The organism is Nonomuraea sp. NPDC047897 (assembly GCF_043204415.1).
Taxonomy (GTDB): domain Bacteria; phylum Actinomycetota; class Actinomycetes; order Streptosporangiales; family Streptosporangiaceae; genus Nonomuraea.
On the sequence record NZ_JBIDCC010000003.1, the window covers coordinates 356,479 to 377,690 of the forward strand.

Here is a 21,212-nt window from a genome sequence, read left to right on the forward strand (position 1 = left end):
GATGTGCCCGAGGCCAACGATCCGCTGCCGCGACGGATCAGGACGCGCCGCGACTTCGCCGACGAGCTGACCCTGCTGCGCGAGCGCGCGGGCCTGACCGTCCGCCAGGTGGCGGCGAAGGTCGGCGTACGAGGCGCGCACAGCACGATCGGCGACTGGTTCGCCGGGCGGGGGCTCCCGTCCCTCTCCTCCCGCGAGCTGCTGCTCCAGGTATTGCACGCGTGCGGCGAGGACGACCAGGACCGGATCGGGGAGTGGCTCGCCGGCTGGCGGCGGGCCAGGCAACGACGCGGCGCACTCCGGTCGGGGCCCACGCCGTACCTGGGCCTGGCCGCCTTTCAGCCCGAGAACGCCGGCTGGTTCTTCGGCCGCGACGAGCCGGCCCGACGGCTGGTCGCCCGGGTGGGCGAGCTGCGCGGACGCGGCGGCGGCCTGCAGGTTCTGGTCGGCCCCTCCGGGTCGGGGAAGTCCTCACTGATCGGCGCCGGCCTGATCGCCACGCTGGGTACGGGAACGGTCCGGACCCCCGGCGCCAGACCGATGGACACGCTCGCGGGCCTGGAAGGTCCGCTCATCGTGCTCGACCAGTTCGAGGAGCTGTTCACCCTGTGCCGGGACGAGGAGGAGCGGCACGCCTTCGTCGCAGCCCTCCACAGTCTCGCGCGCGGCAACGTCGTCGTGCTCGGCCTGCGCTCCGACTTCTACACCCAGGCCCTGGACCATCGGGAGCTGGTGGCCGCCATCACCGAGGGCCAGCTCACGCTCGGTCCGATGGACGAAGCCGGCCTGCGCGCGGCCATCACCGAACCGGCCCGCAAGGCCGGTCTCGACCTCGAAGCCGGGCTGGCCGACCTCATCCTGCGCGATCTGACCCAGCGCGACCGGACTCCGGCCGCCGGCGCACTTCCGCTGTTGTCCCACGCCCTGTACGCCACCTGGCGACGCGGCCACGGCACCACGATCACCGTCGCCGACTACCACGCCGCCGGCGGCATCGCCGGCGCGATCGCGCTCAGCGCCGGCACCGCCTATGCCGGGCTGACCGAGCCGCAACGCACGCTGGCCCGGCGGCTGCTGCTGCAACTGGTGCACGTCGCAGACGACACCGCCGACGCCCGACGCCGCGTGGCCAGGCACCATCTGCCCGAGGGCGCCGGGGACGTCCTGGACAGCTTCGTCGCCCAGCGACTGCTCACCGCCGACGACGGAACCGTCGAGATCAGCCACGAGGCGCTGCTCACCGCCTGGCCACTGCTGCGCTCATGGCTCGCGGAGGACCGGGCCGCGCTCCTGGCCGGACGCCGCCTGGCCGCCGACGCCGCTGCCTGGGACCGAGAGGGCCGCGACCCCGCCTCCCTCTACCGGGGCACCCGCCTGGCCGCCGCCCAGGAGTGGAGCACCGCCACGACGCATCCGCCCGGCGCGCTCGCCGCCGAGTTCCTCGACGCCTCGGCCGAACTGGTACGGCGCCAGGAGCAGGCCGCCCGCGCCGGGGCACGCAGGCTGCGGCGGCTGGCGGCCGGCCTCGTCCTGCTGCTCGTGCTGGCCTGCCTCAGCGGCGTCGCCGCGCTCGACGAGGCCGTGACCGCGCGTGAGCAGCGCGACATCGCCCTGTCCCGCCAGGTGGCCGGGCAGGCGTCCGCCGTTCGCGCGGCCGATCCCGCGCTCGCCGCCCGGCTCGTCCAGGCCGCGTACGTGCTCGCACCCACCGTGGAGGCGCGAGGCGGGCTGCTCAGCGCCTTCGGCGTGCCGTTCAACCTGCGGCTGGGCGGCCACACCGACTACGTGCACGATGTCGAGTACGCGCCCGGCGGCGAGCTGCTCGCCAGCGCGAGCAAGGACGGGACCGTGCGGCTGTGGGACGTGGCCGCGCCGCATCGGCCGCGCCCGCTCGCCGTCCTGGCCGGACACACGGGCGAGGTCGTCGCGCTCGCCTTCGCACCCGACGGGCGGCGGCTCGCCAGCGGCGGCGACGACGGCACCATCCGCCTGTGGGACGTTCTCGCCGCCCGTCCGTTGGCGGCCCCCACCACCGTCCGGCCCCTGATGACCCTGCCCGCCGCCGACGGCGCCGTTCACGCACTGGCCTACACCCCCGACGGCCGCTTCCTGGCCACCGGCGGCGGCACGGGCGTGATCGCCGTGAGGGACGCGGCCACGGGCCGGCCCCTGGCCACGCTGCACGGCCACCGGGGTATGGTGCGGCGGCTGGCCGTACACGGCCGGCTGCTGGCCGGCGCCGGGGACGACGGCACGGCCCGCCTGTGGGACCTGGCCGCCCTGCCCCCGCCGCCGCCGGCCACCGGGTCCGGCCCGGCCCTGACGATCACCGGGGTCCGCCCGCTCTCGACGCTGACGGGCCACCACGGCAGAGTCTTGTCGGTCGCGTTCGATCCCGATGGGCGGCGCCTGGTCACCGCCGGACAGGACGGCACGCCCCGGGTGTGGGACGTGGCCCGGCCGCGCCGTCCCCGCCTCCGGGCCACGCTGTCCGGCCACCGCTGGGCGGTGAACGGCGCCGTCTTCGCCCCGGACGGCCGGACCATCGCCACCGCGGGCGACGACAACACCGCCCGCCTCTGGGACGTCGCCGACGGACGACCGCTCCAGACGCTCAGCCCGCGCCCCGGCGCCCCGATCGACACCGGGGCGATGTCCGACGTCGCCTTCAGCCCGGACGGCCACACCCTCGCCACCGGCTCCTACGACCACCTGCTCCGCCTGTGGGACCTGCCCGGCCCCGCCCTGATGGGCAGCGGGCGCACCAGGCCGGTCTGGGCCGCCCCGGACGGCCAGACGGTGATCACCGGCAACGGCGTTCACGCGCTGCGCTGGGACGTCAGCGACCCGCACCGCCCGGTGAGCCGGCTCCAGGCCCGCACCGAGGGGCTGGTGAAGCTGTCCGCCGACGGATCGCTCATGGTCACCGCGGGCCCCGGCGGCACGATCCGCCTGTGGAGCCTCACCGGCCCCGCCCCCGCGCTGCTCGCCACCATGGACGGCGCGGCGGCACCCCCGGACAGCGCGGAGTTCAGCGCCGACCGCCGGGTGCTCGCCGTCACCGCCACCCGCGACCTCGTGATTCGCGCCTGGGACATCAGCGACCCCGCCCACCCGCGCGAGACCCGGCCGCTCACCGGCCACACCGGCTTCGTCAACGCCCTCGCCTTCGCCCCGTCCGGACGCCTGTTGGCCTCCTTCGGCTACGACAGGACCGCCCGCCTGTGGGACCTGACCGACCCGGACCGCCCGGTCTCCGTGGCGGTCCTGCGCGGCCACGACAACGCGGTCTACAACGGCGCGTTCAGCCCCGGCGGCCGCACCCTGGCCACGGCAGGCCAGGACACCACCGTCCGGCTGTGGGACGTCACCCGCCCCGGCCGCCCGGCCCCGCTGGCGGTCCTGGACGGCCACGGCACCTATGTGGACTCGCTCGCCTTCAGTCCCGACAGCCGCCTGCTCGCGACCGGCGGCGGCGAGCCGAGCGTGCACCTGTGGGATGTCACGGATCCCCGCGCACCCACCCGCTGGGCGGTCCTGACGGGTGGCGAAGGGCCCGTGGTCGGCCTGCTGTTCGCCGGCCGCCTGCTGGTCAGCGGCGGAGCCGACCGCCCGGCCCGGCTGTGGAGGGTCGATCCGGCGCCGGCGGGCCTGGCCGTCTGCGCCAGGGCGTACCCGGACCTCACGGCCGGGCAGTGGGCGGGCCATTTCCCCGGCATCGACCGGCGGCGACCGTGTCACCAGCGGGATGATCCCGCTACGCCGTGAACGCCGCGGCGTGGTCGCGGACGAAGTCGGCGAGGTCGCGCGGGGGGCGGCCGAGAAGGTCGGCCACCGTACCGGTGGTGAAGTCCCCCCAGCCGGAGGCGTACGCCTGCGCGTACTCCTCCAGCATGTCGACGATCCAGGTCGGGACGCCGTAGCCGAGCAGTGCCTTGCGCTTGGCGTCGTCGCTGACCGGCAGGTAGGTGACGGCCCTGTCGAGAGCGGCGCTCAGGTGGCCGGCCACCTCGTCCAGCGTCCGCGAACGCGGGCCGGTGAGGGTGTACGTCTCGCCGTGGTGGCGGTCCGGGTCGTCGAGGAGCACGCGGGCGGCGCAGTCGGCGATGTCCCGTACGTCGATCATGCCGATCCGCGCCGACCCCATGTTCGACGAGAAGGTGCCGGTGGCGGCGATGTCGCCCGCCTCGTTCAGCAGGTTCTGCATGAACCAGTGCGGACGCAGGATCGTCCAGCGCATGCCGCAGCGTTCGATCTCCCGGTCGGACAGCGCGTGCAGCCTGCCGCTGCGGTTCGGCGCGTCGTGCGCGGCGCCGACGACGGACAGGCGCACGATCCGCTCCACGCCGGCCTGGCGGGCGGCCCACACGACGTTCATGCTGTTCTCCGGCGCCCGCGGGCCGTTCGGGGTGAGCAGCCACACGTCCTGCATGCCCTCGAAGGCGGGCGGCAGCGAACGGGGGTCGTCGAGGTCACCGACGAAGATCTCGGCGCCCCGCTCGCGCGGGCCGTCCGCTGTCGACTCCTGGTGGACCAGGGCGCGAAGCTCCACCTCGGCCCCTTCCAGCGCGGTCATCAGCGCGGTGGAGACGGTTCCGGTGGCTCCGGTGATGAGCACGGTACGCGACATGTTCATTCTCCTTTGGCGGTGACGGGGGTGCGGACGAGGTTGCGGATGACGTCGGGGGTCAGTTGCGCGGCGGCGATGGCGGTGAGCGCGAGCACGAACCCGACCCCCTGCCACGGCGTCAGGGACTCGCCGAGGAACAGCCAGCCGAGGATCGCGGCGACCACGGGGGAGAGCAGGGCGAGGAACGACACGGCGACCACGGGCAGCTTGCCGATGCCGTGGAACCAGACCAGGAAGGAGAGCAGGGCGCCCACCACGGTCAGCCACGCGTAGCCGCCGATCGCACGAAGGTCCAGTGCGGGCGGAAGCCCCTCGAACGCGAGCGCGAGGGGGACGAGCACGAGACCGCCGGCGGTGAGCTGCCAGCCGGCGAGGGTCGCGGCGCCCACGCCCGCCGGGCGTCCCCAGCGCTTGGTGAGCACGATCCCGCCCGCCATCACCCCGGCGGCCGCGATGCCGGCCAGGATGCCAAGCAGGTCGAACGCGAGCCGGCCGCGCAGGACGATCAATCCGACGCCCACCACGCCGACCAGGCCCCAGCCGAGCCTCCAGCGGGTGGGCTTCTCGCCGAGCAGCAGGAACGCCAGGCCGACGACGAACAACGGCTGGACGGCGGTGAGGGTCGCCGCGATGCCGCCCGGCAGTCGGTAGGCGGCGACGAACAGCAGCGCGAAGAGCGCGCCGATGTTGAGGGTGCCGAGCACCAACGAGCGCCACAGCCACGTGCCGTGCGGCAGCTTGCGCGTGACGGCGAGCAGGACCAGCCCCGCCGGCAGCGCCCGGATGACGCCGGACACCAAGGGGTGGCCCGTCGGGAGGAACTCGGTGGTGACCAGGTAGGTGGTGCCCCAACTGGCCGGCGCGAGGGCGGTCAGCGCGGTCAGGCCCAGGGTGCTCCCGGGTGGGGCGGCGCCGCCCACGGCCGACCGGCTCAGAGCCTGCGTCATCTCATCTCCTTAACATTGAAATATTCAACGTTGGGAAATGTAGCCGTCTGTTAGCATGACGTCAAACAGTTTCACGTTGAGATGTTCTGGAGGCGGCAGGCCCGTGGAGGACAACGTCGACTGGCGGATGGACCAGTGGCGGACCGAACGGCCCGACATCGACCCCACGCCGATGGGCGTGGTCGCCCGGATCCAGCGCGCCTCCCGGCTGCTCGAACGCGAGCTGCGCGACCACTTCGCCACGCACGGCCTGCAGCTGTGGGAGTTCGACATCCTGGGGACGCTGCGCCGGTCCGGGCCCCCCTATCAGCTCACCGCCGGGCAACTGGTCGAGCAGTCGATGGTCACCTCCGGAGCGATCACCAACCGGATCGACCGGCTCGTCGCCAGGGAACTGGTGACCCGCGAGGTCGATCCCGCCAACCGGCGCAGCGTGCTGATCTCGCTGACCGAGCCGGGCCGGGAGCTGATCGACCGGGTCGTCGTCGCCCATGTCGACCTCGAAGCCAAGCTCCTCGGCAAACTGAGCGGCCGCGACCAGGACGACCTCGCCGGCTTGCTGCGCAAGCTGCTCACCAGCCTCGGCGACCACTCGCCACGCAACCCGCTGAACTCCTGAAGACCGCCGGCCGCTCCGGCACGGCGCTCCACCGGAAAGGGCTAATAGGGCCGGTCAGCAGCCGTCGAAGAGTTCGTCACGCTGACCAGATCTTGGACGTGGGCGAACCCCTCCAGGCCACCGAATTACGTCGAACGCAGGACTTGCTGGACTTCAAGCTGCTGCCCCGGCTGAAGAACATCGGCTCAGCCCGCCTGTACCGGCCGGGCCTGACCGAAGGCGAGGCCTGGCCGTAGCTGGAGGGCGGCCGGGTGATCCGCACCGTCTTCATGTGCGACTCCCTGACCGAGGAGGAACTGCGCCGCGAAATCCACGAGGGCCTGAACGTGGTGGAGAACTGGGACTCGGCCAACAAATACCTGAACACCAGGATGGTACAGATCGTCCTCGCCGAGCCGAAGTGGCGAAAAAAGCTCACCGAGGCCGACCGGCGCGCCCTGTCGGCTCTGTTCTGGTCCCATCTGAACCTGTACGGCAAGTTCGAGCTCGACATGAGCAAACAGCTCGACCTCGGGTCGGGCCCGCGCACCCAGGTTCAACAGTCAGTGGGTCTGTCAGGACGCTCACATGATGTCTCGTCGCAACGGGGCCGCGACGGCGATGGCAGCCGCGATCATGGCATAGCAAACCAAGACGCCACCACCTGCCGGCGCGGACAGCAGTTGGGCCGCAGAGGTGCCGGTCTGACTGGCCACGGCATCCGCCAGATAAGTGAAGCCGGTCAGCGCGGCAGTGGCGCCGCCCGGGAGATAGGGATAGAGCACTTTGATTCCCGGGACGAGCATCAACACGGTCTCGATCATGTAGAAGTAGGCACCGACGGCGACGAGAGCGGTCACCTGGTTGCGAAGCAGAGCACCCACCGCGACGCCCAGCAGAGTGTAGACGGCCATGGTCAGCGCGATGCGGGCCAACAAGGCCGCGATCACGACAGCCGGGAGACCAAGCGTGACGCCCTTGAGCATGGCCACCCCGAACAGAGCGCCGCCGGCCACAGCCGCGGCGACCGCGCCGTAGGCGAGCCCAGCCCCCGTGTAGACCCCCAGCTTGGCCGCCAGCCAGGTCCAGCGTCTGGGAGCGAACAGCGTCGTGGTGGTGATGGTCCGGTGCCGATACTCCGAGGACACCGCGATGGTGCCCAGCAGAGCGGGGGCAAAGACGGTGAAGCCGAGCAGACCCAGCAGCACGCGGGTGCCTTGGGCGGTGTCCAGCCCGGGCAGCGGAGGCGTGAAGTTTTCCGGCCCGACAAGGGCGAGCAAGCCCACGAGTGCTCCACTGGCGAGCGCGGCCAGCAGACCCCACAGCCAGAGCCTGGTACTGGTCAGGCGCGTCCATTCAGCGGCAAGGAGCGCGGTCATCGGGAACCTCCGGTGAGGTGCAGGAACGCTTGTTCCAGAGTGGGGCGCTCGGGGGTGATCTCGTGCAGTGTGACGCCGTGGGAGGCGGCAGCGGTGGCGACCTCTGCGGCGCTCAGGCCGCGGATGCGCAGGAGGTCGGGTTGTGGATGCTCCACTCGGGTCCCGCGCTCCATCAGCCTGGCGGCGAGCAGATCCGCTTGCGGGGAGCGGACCAGCACGATGGCTGTGCCGTACAAGCCGGTGATGGGTCCTGTGGTGACCAGCCGGCCGTCGCGGATCACCACCACATGGTCGGCCATGTGCTCGATCTCGCCGAGCACATGGCTGGAGATGAGGATGGTGCGGCCGTCGGCGGCCAGTTCGCGGACGAAGTGCCGCAGCCAGGCGATGCCTTCAGGGTCCAGGCCGTTGCTCGGTTCGTCCAGCAGCAGCACCGGGGGATCGCCGAGCAGCGCGGTGGCCAGGCTGAGGCGTTGCCGCATGCCGGTGGACAGGGTGCGCGTGGGGCGGTCGGCGAAGGCCGATACCCCGGTCAGGTCGGCGACCTGGTTGATCCGGGCCGTGCCGTACCGGCCTATGCGGGCGTAGACCCGCAGGTGGTCGCGGGCGTTGTGGGCGGGGTGGAAGCCCGCGCTGTCCAGCACGGCTCCAACGGTGGCCGACGGGCGGGGCAGGTTTGCGTAGCGGCTGCCGCCGAACGTGGCGGTGCCGGAGGTCGGCGTGATCAGGCCCAGCATCATCCGCATGGTGGTGGTCTTGCCGGCGCCGTTCGGCCCCAGGAATCCGGTGACGTTCCCCGCTTCGGCCTCGAAGCTGAGGTCGGTGACGGCCCTTATCGATCCGAACGCCTTGGTCAGGCCATGCACCTCGATGTTCATGCCATCACCGCGATCAGCCGGCGCTGAAGCTGTTCGGCGTCCGGAACACTGAGGATCAGCTCGTCGTAGCCCGACACCCGGCTCTTGAGGATGATCCGTAGGCCGGTGACCTCTCGTCGGGCGGCGACCAGACGCTTGACGCCGGTCAGGGACGTCCAGGTGCCGACCTTGCTGACGCCGGAGACGAGCAGGCCGTAGTGGGTGCCCGTGGCAGCCGCGAGCGGCCGGTCGAGCAGGTGCACCTCGGCGATCTGCGCCAGTGGCACGCTCACCGCGCCGGTCCGGGTGAACAGCCGTGTCCATGGGGCGAAGCGGATGGTCAGCGTTTCCTGGTGAATCTCTACCTGCAGCACAAGGTGTCCTCTCCGTCTATCTGTTCTATTAGATGTATATCAGATAGAGTGATGGTGTGCACTTGACCCTTGACCTCGACAGCGAGGTCCCGATCTACCAACAGATCCGGGACCGGATCGTGGAGGCGATCGCCAGACGGCAGGCGCGCGAAGGCGACGCACTGCCCTCCACGCGGCAACTCGCCGCGGATTTCGGCATCAACTTCCATACCGTGAACAAGGCCTACGACCTGCTGCGACAGCAGGGCGTCATCCGGATCAACCGCAAGAGCGGCGCGGTCGTACGGCGCGATGCCGACACCGGCCCGCCCGAGGCCCCCTTTATCGACGACTGGGAGGAACGTATGCGCGTGCTGCTGGCAGAAGCCACCGTCCACGGCATCGACCGGCAGGATGTGCTGCGCCGGTGCGAGGCTCTACTGATCGCTTTCGAGGAGAGCGCGTGATCCCGCTCCTCGGCGCCAACCTGATCCTCATCGCACTGGTCACGTCCCTCATGCTGGCGCTTCCGGCGCTGGCAAGGCCCACACTGCCGTTCGGAGTACGCGTCGGCATCCAGCGGGTGGGCGATCCCGCCATCACCACTGCGCGGCGGTTCTACGCTCGCACGACCGGCCTGGTGGCCGCACTCGCCGCAGTGGTCTCGATCCTTGGACTGCTGATCACCGGGTCTGCTGCCGCGATCGGCATCGCCACGACGGTGGTGATCGTCGTGGACCTGCTGTTGTTCTATCGCGCTCATCGCATGGTCCGCGCCGCCAAGCTCGCCGGCCGGTGGGCGGCCGAGCGGCGTCAGGGCGTCACCGTGGACACCACCTTCCGCACCGACCCGGTCCGCGTGCCGTGGTCGTGGGGGCTGCCCACGCTGTCCGTGCTGCTGCTCACCGCGGCCATCGGCTGGGCACGCTACGGCGGACTGCCCGCCACGCTGCCGCCATTTCTTGGGTACGGCACAGCCTCCTCCCAGCGTGAACCCACAACCGTGCTGAACGCCTTCCAACCGGTGATCTACCAGATCGTCATCACCGGGATAGTCCTGGCCACAGTCCTGGCCGTGCTACGCGCCCGCCCCGACCTCGATGCCGCCAGACCCCAAGGTTCAGCCCGCCGCTACCGCATCTACCTGCGCGGCGTTGCGATGATGTCGTTGCTCTCCGCGGCCTGCCTGAACCTGGCTCTGTTCTTCGCAGCCCTGCATCTGTGGGAGATCGTCCCCCCCAAGATCGCCTGGCATGTGGCCGTCTACGCCCCGCTCATCGTGCTGCTGGGCGGCTGGCTGATATGGGAGATCAAAGTGGGCCAGGCTGGGCACCGGCTCCCCGCTCTGCCAGGCGAGGAACTGGAGGACACCGGGGCCGGCCAGCGCGACGACGACCGCCACTGGTTCCTCGCCGGCACCGTCTACGCAAACCGCCGCGACCCGGCTCTGCTCGTACACGCCCGTCTCAGCTCCTCCTCATGGACCCTTAATCTCGGCCATCCGATTGCCTGGCTCCTGCTCGGTGTCCTCGCAGTTGCCTTGATCGTGTTCGCGGGACTGGCGCTGGCGGGCGTCGTTGATCTGCCGGAGAAGCACAGCCTCTTCTGATGATTGGCCGGCGACGATCAACTCGCGCTGCAACTCGGCCAGGACCGACAGCATGCCGAACATCGCGCGGCCCTCCATCGTGTCGGTGTCAATGTCTTGCTCGATCACCTGCCTGACCGCCGAAGCGGTAAGGCGCCTGGCCGGCAGGCCACGATGCCCGTCTCGGCCGAATTCGTGGTGGCGTGCCGGCGCAGGTCGCGGCGCAGGCGTGCGAACAGGTCCGGCGGCGGCGGGCCCAGCGGGCGTTTGACGACGATCACGCCGAGCAGCCCCGAGGCGAGCGTGAACCGGCGTCCGAGGTAGCGCGGGCTGCCCGCCGTAGGTGCCCTTTGAGGTCATCGAGGTTGCCTGGCCGCCGCACCGCGTCGGCCATCTCCTGCAGCCGGGTGAGCAGGCCGCGCAGTCCCGTCGGTCGTGCCGGTGCCGGCCACGACGCGGGCAAGGGCTCCAGCAGCAACCGCATCACCATGCCAGCACCGTAGTGCGCGGCCTCGTGCGAGGGCACCGGGTCAGAGATCCTCGATATAGCCGACGGCCGTGAAGGCCTCGTCGGCTACAAGTTCTTCACCGTCGCCGTGCCGTTGATCTGCGGTATCGCTTATTGACACGGCAACAGCCTCCGGCGCCGTCCCGGAGCGCCGCTGCGTTTCGGAGATCGTCAGCCCCTTGAACTGAGGTCGACGGCGTCGTCGCGGGCGCCAGCTTCGCGCCCCGGCACCTGAGCGCTGGGGCAGCCAGAGCCATTCGGGTTACCGTCGTGGTCGTGGACACCTCCCAGATCCCCGCCCCTAATGGCCAGCCCGAAAGCGACCGGGCCACGGCCGAGATGTTCTACCAGTTCGCCGGGCAGGCCTACGGCAGTATCGGCTACGAGAACAAGACCGCGGCTGAGCTGGCCGATCGGAGTGCCGGCGAGCTGCTGGCTGATGCGCAGCTGTCGATGCTCCAGGCGATCTACCACGAGCTGCGTCACGGCCATGACCTGGCGGCGGCCCAGACGGCGGCCTTGGCGGAGCACTCCGCAGCGTTGAGCGATCACGCCGATCAGATGGCCAGGCTGGGCAGCGATCTGAGGGGCCACGGCGACGCGCTCGACCGCCACCGGTAGCGGCAGCAGCCGGAAGTCTGCCGATCGTCCTGGGCGCATCACTGGAGCATGAGGAGCCGCGCGGCGGTCCGCGGTCGCCGTTCTCCTGGTGTGGAACCTCACCGAGAAGAAGTCCGAGCTCCGTCCTCGTCGTCGATCAGCAGGAAGTCGGGCCGGCTCTCGCGCCACTCGGGCACGTCCATCGAGTTGAGTACGGAGATCAGCTTCTTCTCCTCATAGATGAAGTGCGTCTGCATGATCGCCGACAGCGCCTCCACCTCCTCGCGCACCTTAGAGGCCGTGGCCGGGTCCGGTTTCTCCGGGAGGGACTCGAGCAGTTTCTGCAGATTCCCCACCAGCCAGTCCAGCTGGTTGTGGTCGGTGCGCAGGTCGGAGAGCACCTTGCGCAGCTCAGGGAACTCCTCGGCGATCGCCGGGAACGCGCCCTTGTCCTCGCCGGTGTGGTGGCGCGTCAACGCCGTGCAGAAGGAAGGGCAGTGGGCACGCAGGTCCCGTGGCGGAAGCCCCTTGCCGTCGAAGTAGTCGTCGACGCTGTCCTGGAGGTCTTCCAGCATCTCGCGGAGCCAGACATGCACTTCGAGCAACTGTGTGCCCAAGGCGGTGAGGCGGCTGCCCGCCTCGGAACGTGCATTCATGCTCTCCTCCGGATGGGTGACGCCTTGGGGGCCGTGGACGCGTGATTCAGAGCCAGGGTGATCATCATGTCTGGTCCTGTGCGAGGGGTGCTTGGTTGATCCACTCTGCGATGCGGCGGAGCAGGGTGGTGGCGATAGGGAGGACGGTGGCGTGTAAGGCATGGGGCATACCGTCGTAGATGTCGAGATAGACGTTTCCTCCGGCGGTGGAGACGGCTTCGGCGAAGCGCCGCGCGTCGTCGAGAAGCACTTCTTTCGCGCCCACCGCGAGCAGCAGCGGCGGCCGCCCGTCAAGCTCGCCGTGGGAGGGGAGACTGAGGTGCTCGGTCCGGCTGTGCCCTGGCCAGATATGGGGTGCGGACGTGGTCGAGCACAGCCCGGTTAACGAAGTCCTGGCCGTCGTTTGCATCGATGGACGGGCTGGAGAGGGTGAGGTCGGTCTGTGGGGAAATGGCCACCGCCCCCGTGGGGAGGGGATCGGCTGCCTGCTTGAGCACGAGCAGCGCCGACAGCAGCAATGTGCCCCCGGCGGACTCACCCGCCAGGATGCACCCTGCTGTGCCTTGGAACGGAAAACGTACGCTAGCGCCTCCCGCAGACCCTGCCTGTGAACCCGCCACGGCCTGGGCGAACGGGCTTAGCGTACGTTTTCGTTCCATCCGGATTTCCGGCCTCGACGCTACTGCCTTGATCGCCTCGTACTCCGACTCGTGGTTCTCCCGGGACTCGCCCAGCAGCCGCAACGCGCGCTGCCGAAACTCCGGCGGGAACTGACGTGGCATAGCTCCATCCTCCAATAGAAGTTGGAACTAAACCCAGGACGGTTCACATGCACCGCCACGTGAGGTCGTACGCGGACACAGGGGTGCGGCGAGTGCGCACGCGGCGTCGTCGGCGGTCAGCCGCGCCGGTGCCGCGGCAGCAGCAAGCTGACCACCGCGATAGCCAGGCCGAGCCCAGCCGCCATGAGGAAGACCAGGCCATATCCGGCGGCGAGGGCGGCGGCCGGGGAGCCCCCGCCGGCCTCCGACGCAGCTCTCGCGCCGGCAGCCGTCGCGAGCACCGCCAGGCCGATCGACCCGCCCGCCTGGCTGGCGGTTTGGGCCAGGCCGCCGATGATCCCCGCATCGCCCTCGGGAGCGTCAGCAGTCGCCACGGCCATGAGAGTGGGGAAGCTCAGCCCGATGCCGACCGCGATGAGCAGCGTAGGCCCGAGCACGCTGGTGACATAGCCGCTGCCGGCATGAGCCAGGGAGAGCCAGCCGAATCCGGCCAGGAAACAGGCGCTGCCGGACAGCAACACAGGCCGCACGCCGGTGCGCGGCAGCAGGACGGCGGCCCACCGCGCGATCACCATGAACATCACCGCCGCGGGTGTCTGCCCGAGCCCGGCTTGAAGCGCGCTGTAGCCGAGGACGTTCTGCAGGAAGAGCGCGGTGAAGTACCACATAGCGATGCCGATCCCGCCGAACAGCAGCAGCATGCCGCTGCCCACCGCCACCCCACGGATCTTGAACAGCCGCAGCGGCACCATCGGCTGGGCGGCGAAGCGTGCCTCCACCACGATGAAGACGGCGAGCAGGACCAGGCCCGCCACGATCGGCCCGATGACCAGCCCGGACGACCAGCCGTGATCGGCGCTCTGCATGACCCCGTAGATCAGCGCGGCCAGTCCCGCCGTCCCGGTGACCGCGCCCGTGAAGTCGAGCGACTCTCGCCGGCTGCTTCGCGTGCCGGCCAGCGACATTATCGCCGCGACGATCAGCACCGCGCCGATGGGCACGTTGATGAGGAAGACCCACCGCCACGACAGGCCGGTGGTGATGGCGCCGCCCGCGATCGCGCCGGCCAGCCCGCCCACACCGCCTGCGGCGGACCATGCGCCGAATGCCTTGGCACGCGCGTTCGGCTCGGCGAAAGAGGTGTTGATCACGGCCAGTGTCGCCGGGGCCATCATGGCGGCTCCGATGCCCTGCGCGAGGCGGGCCGCCACCAGGACCTCCGGAGCGGTTGCCAGGCCGCCGGCCAGACTCGAGGCGGAGAACAACAACAGCCCGGCGGCCAGCATCCGGCGCGGGCCGTACAGGTCGGCGGCGCGGCCACCCAGCAGCATCAAGCCGGCGAAGGTGAGCAGGTAGCCGTTCACCACCCAGGCCAGGCCGGTGGGTGTAAAGCCGAGGTCCTCGCGGACCGAGGGCAGGGCCACGTTCACGATGGACGAATCCAGGATCACCATGAACTGGCAGGCACACGCCAACGCCAGGACCAACCAGGCGGGCCCGGTGTGCGGCCTGGCCCGCTGCGTCTCGATGTTGGTTGTCATGACTTACTCCCGGCCAACCCGCCGCTCACGCGGTCCGGGAGGCCGTAGCGGCCAGGGCTTCGCGGGCGTTCCCCTTGCCCGCGGCGGCATCAGTGACGCGCCCGCTTCCCAGCAGCCGGATTGTGATCCGGGCCAACCGCTGCCCCTGGTATCTGGCCGCTTCCAGCACCGCGGCGTCCGGGCCGTCTCCGGTCGGGCCGGTCACATGCGAGGTGCCATAGGGGTTGCCACCGGCGGCGTACACGGCCGGATCGGTGAATCCGGGCGGGACGATCAGCGCCCCCCAGTGGTAAAAGACGTTGCCCAGCGACAAGAGTGTGGCTTCGCTGCCGCCGTGCCGGTTGAATGCCGAGGTGAAGGCCGTGACCGGCTTGTCGGCCAATCCGCCTTCGTGCCACAACCCGCCGGCCTGGTCGATGAACTGCTTGAGCTGCGCTGCAGGAGCGCCGAACCGCGTCGGCGTCCCGAACGCGAATGCATCGGCCCACGCCAGGTCATCGATCGAGGCCTCGGGGATCGACCCGGCGGCATTGGCGTGCTGCCGCCACAGCGGGTTCTGGTCAATCGCGCTGTCGGGAGCCAGCTCGGCGACCCGCCGCAGCCGCACCTCGGCCCCGGCCGAGGCGGCGCCCCCGGCGACGGCCTGCGCGAGCGCGTGCACGCTGCCTGTCGCGCTGTAGTAGATGACGGCGACCTTCACGGTCATGCCCGGCTCCTCATTGTCGAGTAAGATTGGTTACGTGCATAATAGTTATGTGCATAACCAATGTGTCAAGGAGGAGCCCATGGACTTCGAGCACGCCGACGCCCTCAACCAGGCCATCCGCCTGTTGAGCCTGCGCCACCGGGCCAGGGCCGCATCGCTGCTGGCCCCGCTCGGCCTGCACACCGGTCAGGAGGCGCTCCTGCTCGAGCTCGACCGGACCGGCCCGATGATCCAGGCACAGCTCAGCGAGGCGCTCGGTTGCGAGCCGCCCAGCGTCACGCTCATGACTCGCAAGCTCGAAGCTGGCGGCCACATCCGCCGCACACCCGCCCCCTCCGACAAGCGCGCCAGCATCGTCGAACTCACCGACAGCGGCAAAGCTCTGGCCGACCAGGTCAAGCAGCTTTGGTGCGCTCTGGCGGAGGAGACCGTGGGCGGCCTGCCCGCCGAAACGGTGGCAGAACTCCCCGGCATTCTCAAAACCTTGACCGACAACGTGGACACCAGGCGCCCCACCGCCCAGGCGGCGCTGGCACGGTCTAGCGCCGTGCGCTCACCCAGCAAGGCTTCCTAGATAACCGTTGTTATCTGGCAAGATGGCGATCGCCGGGGTAGCGCGAGCTGGGCGGCCGTCGCCCGGCACGCAGGCTTCGTTTCCCGGTTATCTGGCAACTTCGCGGATGGTGGAGGTCGGCACGATGGATCCGGTCATCGCCGAGCAGCTCGGCCGCGCCCACCCGCTCGCCCGGCACCTCGACGACTTCCTCACCGACCTGGCCACGACCTCTAGCAGGCCAACCCGATGGACCGGATCGACACCGTCAAGGTGCCCAAGAGCCTGCCCCGCCCGGCCAGCGCGGCCGACGTGACCAAGGTGCTCGCGGTGATCTGCTCACGGCGACCGCGCAAGCAGACGCCGCTGGACCGGCTGCGGGATCGGGTGCTGTTCGAGACCGCCTACGTGTGCGGCGCCCGCGCCTCGGAGGTGTGCGGCCTGTACGTCGAAGACCTCGACCTGCGCCTGGACGACGAACACGTCCGCATCCACGGCAAGGGCGGCAGCGTCCGAACCGTCCTTCTCGACGACCGAGGCTACGTCACCCTGCTCAAGCTCTACCTCACCCGCGCCGGCTACACCGCCGGGCCGCTGTTCCGCGCCTCCATCAACGGCCGCGGCGGGCCGCTGTCCTACGACGCCGCCCACCACCGCTGGCAGACCTACTGCACGCAGGCCAGGATCGAGATCGACATCCACCAGCTGCGCCACGCCCACGCCACCGAACTCATCAACGCCGGCGTCTCCATCGAGGCCGTGCGCCGCCGCCTGGGCCACGCCTCCACCGAAACCACCCAGCTCTACGCGCTGCTGGACGACAAGGTCGCCGACGCCGAGATCCGCGCCGCCCGCCGACGCCGAGATCAGACGGCATCCTGATCTCAAATGTCTACCGCCTCGGCGGTCCTGGATCGGTGATCTGCAAGATCAATGCCGTTTGGGGCTCATGACACGTTTCTTACTGGCACCCCTTGTACGGGACGATCTGAAGACGTACAAGATCCATCTGGGGTCGACGAACATCCTGATGGAGCCCAACGACGCGTACCTGTGCATCGTCCCGGCGAGCGGGCACGCGGCCGGATCGGTGTTCCTGCCGTTCGAGGACGACGGGGGGACGCTGGGGGTGATCCTTTCGAAGGCGTACCTCCTGGCCAACGACACAGCGATCACCGACCCGACGATCACCCGGCAACTCGGCTGAACGACCGCTCTTCGGCGGTCAGCAGGTGCTCCACCGGCTTGAGCGGGCCGAAAGGGGGTCAGGGCCTCGGCGCGTACTGCTTGGGCAGCTTGAGCCCGCGGTCGGCCATGACCTGCCGCAGCCGGTCGGGATAGTCGGTGATGATGCCGTCCACGCCGTCGTCGATCAGCTTGTTCATCGTCGGCTCGTCGTCGACCGTCCACGGGATCACCTTGATGCCGAGGTCGTGCGCCTGGTCCACCATGGCCTTGGTGACATACGGCTGGTAGCCGGGATCGGTCACCTTCCCGTTCTGCGGGAAGCCGTGCACCGGCGAGAAGGCGTCCGCGCCGAACGACTTGACGGCCTTGAGCGGGTCGCCACCGAAGTCGTCGATGTCGATGCCGCCCAGCCACGGCGAGGCGCCCGGCCGGCCGGTCTGCAGGAAGTCGCGGTTGGTGAGCGCGACGAGCGGCAGCCGCGGCTCCACCTCACGCATCCGCATGAGCGCGCCCCAGTCGAAGCTCTGGACGGTGACCTGGTTCAGCAGCCGGGCCCGGCGGATCTCGGCCGCCGTCACCAGGACGAACTGCTCCCTGGGCGCGGTCTCGTGCGGCGCGCCGGCCTCCACCTTGGTCTCGACGTTGAGCCGCACCCCTCGCGCCCGGTAGCGGTTGACCAGGTCGAACACCTCGCCCAGGGTCGCCATCGGCGCGCCGGGAACGGCTCGCTGGCCGGGGAACTCCGCCAGTGTCTGCGTGCCGCAGTCCATCGTGCGGACCTGCCGCAGGGTGAGTCTGTTGATGTACTTGCCGACGTAGGGGAACTCCGGGTCGCCGGCGACGGCCGGGGCGGTGTCGCGGCACTTGCGGTTGCTGATCCGGCGGTCGTGGGTGACCACCGCCTGGCCGTCCTCGGTGATCTGCACGTCCAGCTCCAGCGTGCTGACCCCGAGCTCCAGCGCGTTGGCGAACGCCGGCAGCGTGCTCTCGACCACGAGCCCCAGTCCGCCGCGGTGCGCCTGCAGGTCCAGGGTGTTGCGGGAGGCGTCGCGGAACTCGTCGGCGTGGGCGGCGGCCGTCGGCAGGGTCAGGGCGGCGGCGCCGAGAATCGCGGCCGCGGTGGTGATGCGCAGTCTGCTCATGGTGCTTCTTCCAGTCCGTGGGATTGGCATGACACACGACCGCCGGGACGGGCAGGCATCCACGAGCTGAGCGGGAGAGGAAGGTTGCGTGATCGCCAGTGTCCCGACGACCCGGCGCACCGCCCGCCCGGGCGGTGCGCCGAAGGCGCGGGCTCAGCGGCTGAACCGCAGCGTGACCAGCTCGAACGGGCGCAGCGACACCGTCACCGCCCCGTCGGCCGGCGCCGGCTCCGGCGCGGTCGCGCCGGCGAGCGGGCGCTCCAGCAGATCGGTCACGACGACGCCGGTGGCGGCGAAGCCGGGGGAGACGCGGGCGCGGGCCCGGCCTCCCCGCGACTCGTGGAAGCGGACGACGACGTCCCCGCTTCCGTCGTCGGCCAGCTTCACGGCGGTCACCACGACCGCGTCGTCGTCCACGGTGACCAGGGGCGCGACCTCGGCATCGCCGGGAACGCGCCGCTCGGGCAGGTTGACGAACCAGCCCTCGCGGACCGCGTCGCCGATCGTCGCACCGGGCACCAGCGCGTGCCGGAACCGGTGCACGCCCTGGTCGGTCTCGGGGTCGGGGAACCGCGGCGCCCGCAGCAGCGACACCCGCAGCGTGGTGGTGGTGCCCGAGTCGGACGCGCGCACGGTACGGGTCACGTCGTGACCGTAGGTGGAGTCGGTGACCAGCGCGACGCCCCAACCCGGCTCCGCCACGTGGAGGAACTTGTGGTTGCACGCCTCGAACTTGGCCGCCTCCCAGCTCGTGTTGGTGTGGGTGGCGCGGAAGACGTGGCCGTACTGGCTCTCGGAGGCGTACCGGTCGGCGTGCACGTCCAGCGGGAAGGCCAGCTTGAGGAACTTCTCGGTCTCGTGCCAGTCGACCTCGGTGCGGATGTCGAGCCGCCCGGCCGCCACGGTGAGGACCTGCGTGACCCGCGACGCGCTGAACGAGCGCACCACTCGGACCGAGCCCGGCGCCTCGCCGGGTGTGACCTCGTCGGCGTCCACCAGGTCGGTCACCGTGTTCCGGTAGAACTGGTCCACGTCCCAGGCGTCCCACATGTTGGGGAAGTCGGGGTGGATCTGCAGCAGGTTGGCGGCCTGCCCGGGCGCCACCGTCTCCCGCTCCGCCCGCAGGTCGTACGCCGAGACGACGAGGCCGCGGCTGTCGATCTCCACCCGGAGCAGGTCGTCCGCCAGGATGTAGCCGCCCTCGGCGCGGGTGCGGAGCGCGGCGGCGGGGGCGGGTGCCGCGACCGGGGCCGCGCCGCCGGCCGGGACGCCGTCGCGGGCGTGCGGCGCCGCGTTGAAGACCAGTTCGCCGGAGCCGGGGTTGCCCGCGAGGGCCCGCTGCGCCCCGTCGATGATCTCGTTGAGCTCCGCGGCCACGGCGGCGTACGTCTTCTCGGCCTCGCGGTGCACCCAGGCGATGGACGAGCCGGGCAGGATGTCGTGGAACTGGTGGAGCAGCACGGTCTTCCAGAGCCGGTCGAGCCGCTCGTGAGGGTAGTCGAACCCGGTGCGCACGGCGGCGGTGGCCGCCCACAGCTCGGCCTCGCGCAGCAGCGACTCGCTGCGGCGGTTGCCCTGCTTGGTCTTGGCCTGGCTGGTGAGTGTGGCGCGGTGCAGCTCCAGGTACAGCTCGCCGACCCAGACGGGCGGGGCGGGGTACTCCGCCTCGGCCTTGGCGAAGAACTGGGCGGGCGTCTCCCAGGTGACGGTGGCCGAGCCTTCCAGGTCGCGCATCCTTGCGGCCTTGGCGACCATCTCGCGGGTGGTGCCGCCGCCGCCGTCGCCCCAGCCGGTGGGGGCGAGCGAGTGCCGCGCCACGCCCTTGTCGCGGAAGTTGCGGGCGGCGTGGGCGATCTCGCTGCCCTTCATCGAGCAGTTGTAGGTGTCGACGGGCGGGAAGTGGGTGAAGATCCGGGTGCCGTCGAGGCCCTCCCACAGGAACGTGTGGTGGGGGAACGTGTTGACCTGGCTCCAGGAGATCTTCTGCGTGAGCAGCCACTTCGACCCGGCCGCCTTGATGATCTGCGGCAGCCCGGCGGCGAAGCCGAACGTGTCGGGCAGCCACACCTCCTCGTTCTCGACGCCGAACTCGTCGAGGAAGAACCGCTTGCCGTGCACGAACTGCCGGGCCATCGCCTCCGAGCCGGGCATATTCGTGTCGGACTCCACCCACATGCCGCCTGTCGGGACGAACCGCCCCTCCGCCACGGCCTTGACGACCCGGGCCCAGACCTCCGGCCGGTGCTCCTTGATCCACGCCCACTGCTGCGCCTGGGACATGGCGAAGACGAACTCCGGCTCCTCCTCCAGCAGCGCCGTCATGTTGGAGGCGGTGCGGGCGACCTTGCGCACGGTCTCGCGCAGCGGCCACAGCCAGGCCGAGTCGATGTGCGCGTGCCCGACCGCGCTGATCCGGTGCGCCGACGGCACCGCAGGTGCGGCCAGCACCCCGGCCAGCTCGGCGCGGGCGGCGGCCGCGGTGCCGTTGACGTCCTGCAGGTCGATCGCGTCGAGGGCCCGCTCGACGGCGCGCAGCAGTTCCCAGCGGCGGGCGCCGTCCGCGGGCAGCTCCGCCATCAGCTCGCCGAGCACCTCCAGGTCGATCACGAGCTGCCACACGGTCTCGTCGAAGATCGCCAGGTCCATGCGGGCCAGCCGGTACTGCGGCTCGCTCCCGGCCGTCTCCTTGTCCCCGAGCTGCGTGGGCAGGAAGGGGTGGTAGTCGAGGATCACCGGGTTGGCGGCCGCCTCGATGTGCAGCCGCACCTCCTCGCCGCCCTCGACCGGCGCGCCGACGCGCACCCACTGGTTGCGCGGGTTGAGCCCCTTCACCGGGCTGCCGTCGGGCCGGTAGACCAGGCCCTCGCACTGGAAGCCCGGCATGTTCTCGTCGAAGCCCAGGTCGAGGACGGCCTCCACGGTCCGGCCCGCCCAGTCGGCGGGCACCGTGCCGGTGACCGTGAACCAGCTCGTGCCCCACGGCGCGCCCCAGGCGTCACCGACTCTGATCGGGGAGGTGCCGGCCGCCAGGCCCTCGGCCACCGGCACGGGCTCGCCGGGCGCGTGCCACACGGCCACGTCCAGCGGCACGGAGGCGGGGTGCACCGCGGGGCGGATCCGCTCGTCGAGGACCCGCTTGAGGCGGGCCTCGACCAGCTCGCGGTCGTCATGCATGGAGAGAGAC

At 70.7% G+C, this 21,212-nt stretch carries 20 protein-coding genes and 1 pseudogene; 9 read left to right on the forward strand and 12 right to left on the reverse strand.

The window, feature by feature from the left end; translation table 11 throughout:
* Window positions 1-3 precede the first annotated feature (3 nt).
* Window positions 4-3,768, forward strand: a complete 3,765-nt coding sequence (locus ACGF0J_RS08640) for a helix-turn-helix domain-containing protein (RefSeq protein ID WP_393143416.1) — start codon at window positions 4-6, stop codon at window positions 3,766-3,768.
* On the opposite strand, the gene ACGF0J_RS08645 is transcribed toward ACGF0J_RS08640, so the two are convergent.
* Both ACGF0J_RS08645 and ACGF0J_RS08650 read right to left on the reverse strand, forming a co-directional pair.
* The gene (locus ACGF0J_RS08645; RefSeq protein WP_393143418.1) at window positions 3,758-4,630 is read right to left on the reverse strand and encodes an NAD(P)H-binding protein; all 873 of its coding nucleotides are present in this window, start codon (window positions 4,628-4,630) and stop codon (window positions 3,758-3,760) included. The genes ACGF0J_RS08640 and ACGF0J_RS08645 overlap by 11 nt on opposite strands.
* A 2-nt stretch (window positions 4,631-4,632) precedes the next feature.
* Window positions 4,633-5,577 (reverse strand): EamA family transporter, encoded by a 945-nt coding sequence (locus tag ACGF0J_RS08650; RefSeq protein ID WP_393143420.1) that lies wholly within the window; start codon window positions 5,575-5,577, stop codon window positions 4,633-4,635.
* Between the two features lie 103 nt (window positions 5,578-5,680).
* Here ACGF0J_RS08650 and ACGF0J_RS08655 point away from each other — a divergent pair, with 103 nt between their 5' ends.
* Window positions 5,681-6,196: a MarR family winged helix-turn-helix transcriptional regulator gene (locus ACGF0J_RS08655; protein ID WP_393143422.1), complete on the forward strand. Its 516-nt coding sequence runs from the start codon at window positions 5,681-5,683 to the stop codon at window positions 6,194-6,196.
* Window positions 6,197-6,447: 251 nt separating this feature from the next.
* Window positions 6,448-6,540 (forward strand): annotated as a pseudogene (locus ACGF0J_RS08660) (Tn3 family transposase); the annotation flags it as partial.
* 219 nt (window positions 6,541-6,759) lie between these two features.
* Here the strand turns inward: ACGF0J_RS08660 and ACGF0J_RS08665 are convergent.
* From ACGF0J_RS08665 to ACGF0J_RS08675, 3 genes are read right to left on the reverse strand one after another with little or no spacing between them, the layout of a single operon-like run.
* A complete protein-coding gene (locus ACGF0J_RS08665; protein WP_393143424.1) occupies window positions 6,760-7,554 on the reverse strand; it encodes an ABC transporter permease in 795 nt (264 codons plus the stop codon).
* Complete coding sequence (locus ACGF0J_RS08670) at window positions 7,551-8,432, reverse strand: ABC transporter ATP-binding protein (protein WP_393143426.1); 882 nt, start codon at window positions 8,430-8,432, stop codon at window positions 7,551-7,553. The genes ACGF0J_RS08665 and ACGF0J_RS08670 overlap by 4 nt, the downstream gene beginning before the upstream one ends.
* Window positions 8,429-8,785, reverse strand: a complete 357-nt coding sequence (locus tag ACGF0J_RS08675) for a hypothetical protein (RefSeq protein WP_393143428.1) — start codon at window positions 8,783-8,785, stop codon at window positions 8,429-8,431. The genes ACGF0J_RS08670 and ACGF0J_RS08675 overlap by 4 nt, the downstream gene beginning before the upstream one ends.
* A gap of 56 nt (window positions 8,786-8,841) precedes the next feature.
* Between ACGF0J_RS08675 and ACGF0J_RS08680 the strand changes: the two genes are divergently transcribed.
* The 3 genes from ACGF0J_RS08680 to ACGF0J_RS08690 all read left to right on the forward strand — a co-directional run bounded on the left by ACGF0J_RS08680 (window position 8,842) and on the right by ACGF0J_RS08690 (window position 11,481).
* Window positions 8,842-9,231 carry a GntR family transcriptional regulator gene (locus ACGF0J_RS08680; RefSeq protein WP_393143430.1) on the forward strand — a complete coding sequence of 130 codons (390 nt, stop codon included), beginning with the start codon at window positions 8,842-8,844 and terminating at the stop codon, window positions 9,229-9,231.
* Window positions 9,228-10,373 (forward strand): DUF1648 domain-containing protein, encoded by a 1,146-nt coding sequence (locus ACGF0J_RS08685; protein ID WP_393143432.1) that lies wholly within the window; start codon window positions 9,228-9,230, stop codon window positions 10,371-10,373. Before ACGF0J_RS08680 ends, ACGF0J_RS08685 begins: the two co-directional genes overlap by 4 nt.
* Before the next feature lie 763 nt (window positions 10,374-11,136).
* Window positions 11,137-11,481 (forward strand): hypothetical protein, encoded by a 345-nt coding sequence (locus ACGF0J_RS08690; protein ID WP_393143434.1) that lies wholly within the window; start codon window positions 11,137-11,139, stop codon window positions 11,479-11,481.
* Window positions 11,482-11,579: 98 nt separating this feature from the next.
* Here the strand turns inward: ACGF0J_RS08690 and ACGF0J_RS08695 are convergent, their stop codons facing one another.
* The 5 genes from ACGF0J_RS08695 to wrbA form a co-directional block, all read right to left on the reverse strand.
* Complete coding sequence (locus ACGF0J_RS08695) at window positions 11,580-12,116, reverse strand: hemerythrin domain-containing protein (protein ID WP_393143436.1); 537 nt, start codon at window positions 12,114-12,116, stop codon at window positions 11,580-11,582.
* A 64-nt stretch (window positions 12,117-12,180) separates the two neighbouring features.
* The gene (locus ACGF0J_RS08700) at window positions 12,181-12,525 is read right to left on the reverse strand and encodes an alpha/beta hydrolase (RefSeq protein WP_393143438.1); all 345 of its coding nucleotides are present in this window, start codon (window positions 12,523-12,525) and stop codon (window positions 12,181-12,183) included.
* Window positions 12,407-12,898 (reverse strand): alpha/beta hydrolase fold domain-containing protein, encoded by a 492-nt coding sequence (locus tag ACGF0J_RS08705; protein WP_393143440.1) that lies wholly within the window; start codon window positions 12,896-12,898, stop codon window positions 12,407-12,409. The genes ACGF0J_RS08700 and ACGF0J_RS08705 overlap by 119 nt, the downstream gene beginning before the upstream one ends.
* 116 nt (window positions 12,899-13,014) lie before the next feature.
* Complete coding sequence (locus tag ACGF0J_RS08710; RefSeq protein ID WP_393143442.1) at window positions 13,015-14,439, reverse strand: MFS transporter; 1,425 nt, start codon at window positions 14,437-14,439, stop codon at window positions 13,015-13,017.
* Between the two features lie 25 nt (window positions 14,440-14,464).
* Complete coding sequence (wrbA, locus tag ACGF0J_RS08715) at window positions 14,465-15,145, reverse strand: NAD(P)H:quinone oxidoreductase (RefSeq protein ID WP_393143444.1); 681 nt, start codon at window positions 15,143-15,145, stop codon at window positions 14,465-14,467.
* Between the two features lie 79 nt (window positions 15,146-15,224).
* Here wrbA and ACGF0J_RS08720 point away from each other — a divergent pair, with 79 nt between their 5' ends.
* The 3 genes from ACGF0J_RS08720 to ACGF0J_RS08730 all read left to right on the forward strand — a co-directional run bounded on the left by ACGF0J_RS08720 (window position 15,225) and on the right by ACGF0J_RS08730 (window position 16,905).
* Complete coding sequence (locus ACGF0J_RS08720) at window positions 15,225-15,719, forward strand: MarR family winged helix-turn-helix transcriptional regulator (RefSeq protein WP_393143446.1); 495 nt, start codon at window positions 15,225-15,227, stop codon at window positions 15,717-15,719.
* A 228-nt stretch (window positions 15,720-15,947) separates the two neighbouring features.
* On the forward strand, window positions 15,948-16,580 hold the full coding sequence (locus tag ACGF0J_RS08725; protein ID WP_393143448.1) for a tyrosine-type recombinase/integrase: 633 nt from the start codon (window positions 15,948-15,950) through the stop codon (window positions 16,578-16,580).
* Between the two features lie 67 nt (window positions 16,581-16,647).
* Entirely contained in the window at window positions 16,648-16,905 is a 258-nt protein-coding gene (locus tag ACGF0J_RS08730; RefSeq protein WP_393143450.1) for a hypothetical protein, read from the forward strand.
* A gap of 58 nt (window positions 16,906-16,963) precedes the next feature.
* Here the strand turns inward: ACGF0J_RS08730 and ACGF0J_RS08735 are convergent, their stop codons facing one another.
* Together ACGF0J_RS08735 and ACGF0J_RS08740 are read right to left on the reverse strand one after the other, a co-directional pair.
* Window positions 16,964-18,028 (reverse strand): glycerophosphodiester phosphodiesterase family protein, encoded by a 1,065-nt coding sequence (locus tag ACGF0J_RS08735; RefSeq protein ID WP_393143452.1) that lies wholly within the window; start codon window positions 18,026-18,028, stop codon window positions 16,964-16,966.
* Window positions 18,029-18,181: 153 nt separating this feature from the next.
* The gene (locus ACGF0J_RS08740; protein ID WP_393143454.1) at window positions 18,182-21,202 is read right to left on the reverse strand and encodes an alpha-mannosidase; all 3,021 of its coding nucleotides are present in this window, start codon (window positions 21,200-21,202) and stop codon (window positions 18,182-18,184) included.
* Window positions 21,203-21,212 lie beyond the last annotated feature (10 nt).

Bases quoted from the DNA above. Each gene is read 5' to 3' on its own strand.
- ACGF0J_RS08645 (WP_393143418.1), bottom strand. From the start codon at position 4,630: ATGTCGCGTACCGTGCTCATCACCGGAGCCACCGGAACCGTCTCCACC.
- ACGF0J_RS08650 (WP_393143420.1), bottom strand. From the start codon at position 5,577: ATGACGCAGGCTCTGAGCCGGTCGGCCGTGGGCGGCGCCGCCCCACCC.
- ACGF0J_RS08665 (WP_393143424.1), bottom strand. From the start codon at position 7,554: ATGACCGCGCTCCTTGCCGCTGAATGGACGCGCCTGACCAGTACCAGG.
- ACGF0J_RS08670 (WP_393143426.1), bottom strand. From the start codon at position 8,432: ATGAACATCGAGGTGCATGGCCTGACCAAGGCGTTCGGATCGATAAGG.
- ACGF0J_RS08695 (WP_393143436.1), bottom strand. From the start codon at position 12,116: ATGAATGCACGTTCCGAGGCGGGCAGCCGCCTCACCGCCTTGGGCACA.
- ACGF0J_RS08700 (WP_393143438.1), bottom strand. From the start codon at position 12,525: ATGCAAACGACGGCCAGGACTTCGTTAACCGGGCTGTGCTCGACCACG.
- ACGF0J_RS08705 (WP_393143440.1), bottom strand. From the start codon at position 12,898: ATGCCACGTCAGTTCCCGCCGGAGTTTCGGCAGCGCGCGTTGCGGCTG.
- ACGF0J_RS08710 (WP_393143442.1), bottom strand. From the start codon at position 14,439: ATGACAACCAACATCGAGACGCAGCGGGCCAGGCCGCACACCGGGCCC.
- wrbA (WP_393143444.1), bottom strand. From the start codon at position 15,145: ATGACCGTGAAGGTCGCCGTCATCTACTACAGCGCGACAGGCAGCGTG.
- ACGF0J_RS08720 (WP_393143446.1), top strand. From the start codon at position 15,225: ATGGACTTCGAGCACGCCGACGCCCTCAACCAGGCCATCCGCCTGTTG.
- ACGF0J_RS08725 (WP_393143448.1), top strand. From the start codon at position 15,948: ATGGACCGGATCGACACCGTCAAGGTGCCCAAGAGCCTGCCCCGCCCG.
- ACGF0J_RS08730 (WP_393143450.1), top strand. From the start codon at position 16,648: ATGACACGTTTCTTACTGGCACCCCTTGTACGGGACGATCTGAAGACG.
- ACGF0J_RS08735 (WP_393143452.1), bottom strand. From the start codon at position 18,028: ATGAGCAGACTGCGCATCACCACCGCGGCCGCGATTCTCGGCGCCGCC.
- ACGF0J_RS08740 (WP_393143454.1), bottom strand. From the start codon at position 21,202: ATGCATGACGACCGCGAGCTGGTCGAGGCCCGCCTCAAGCGGGTCCTC.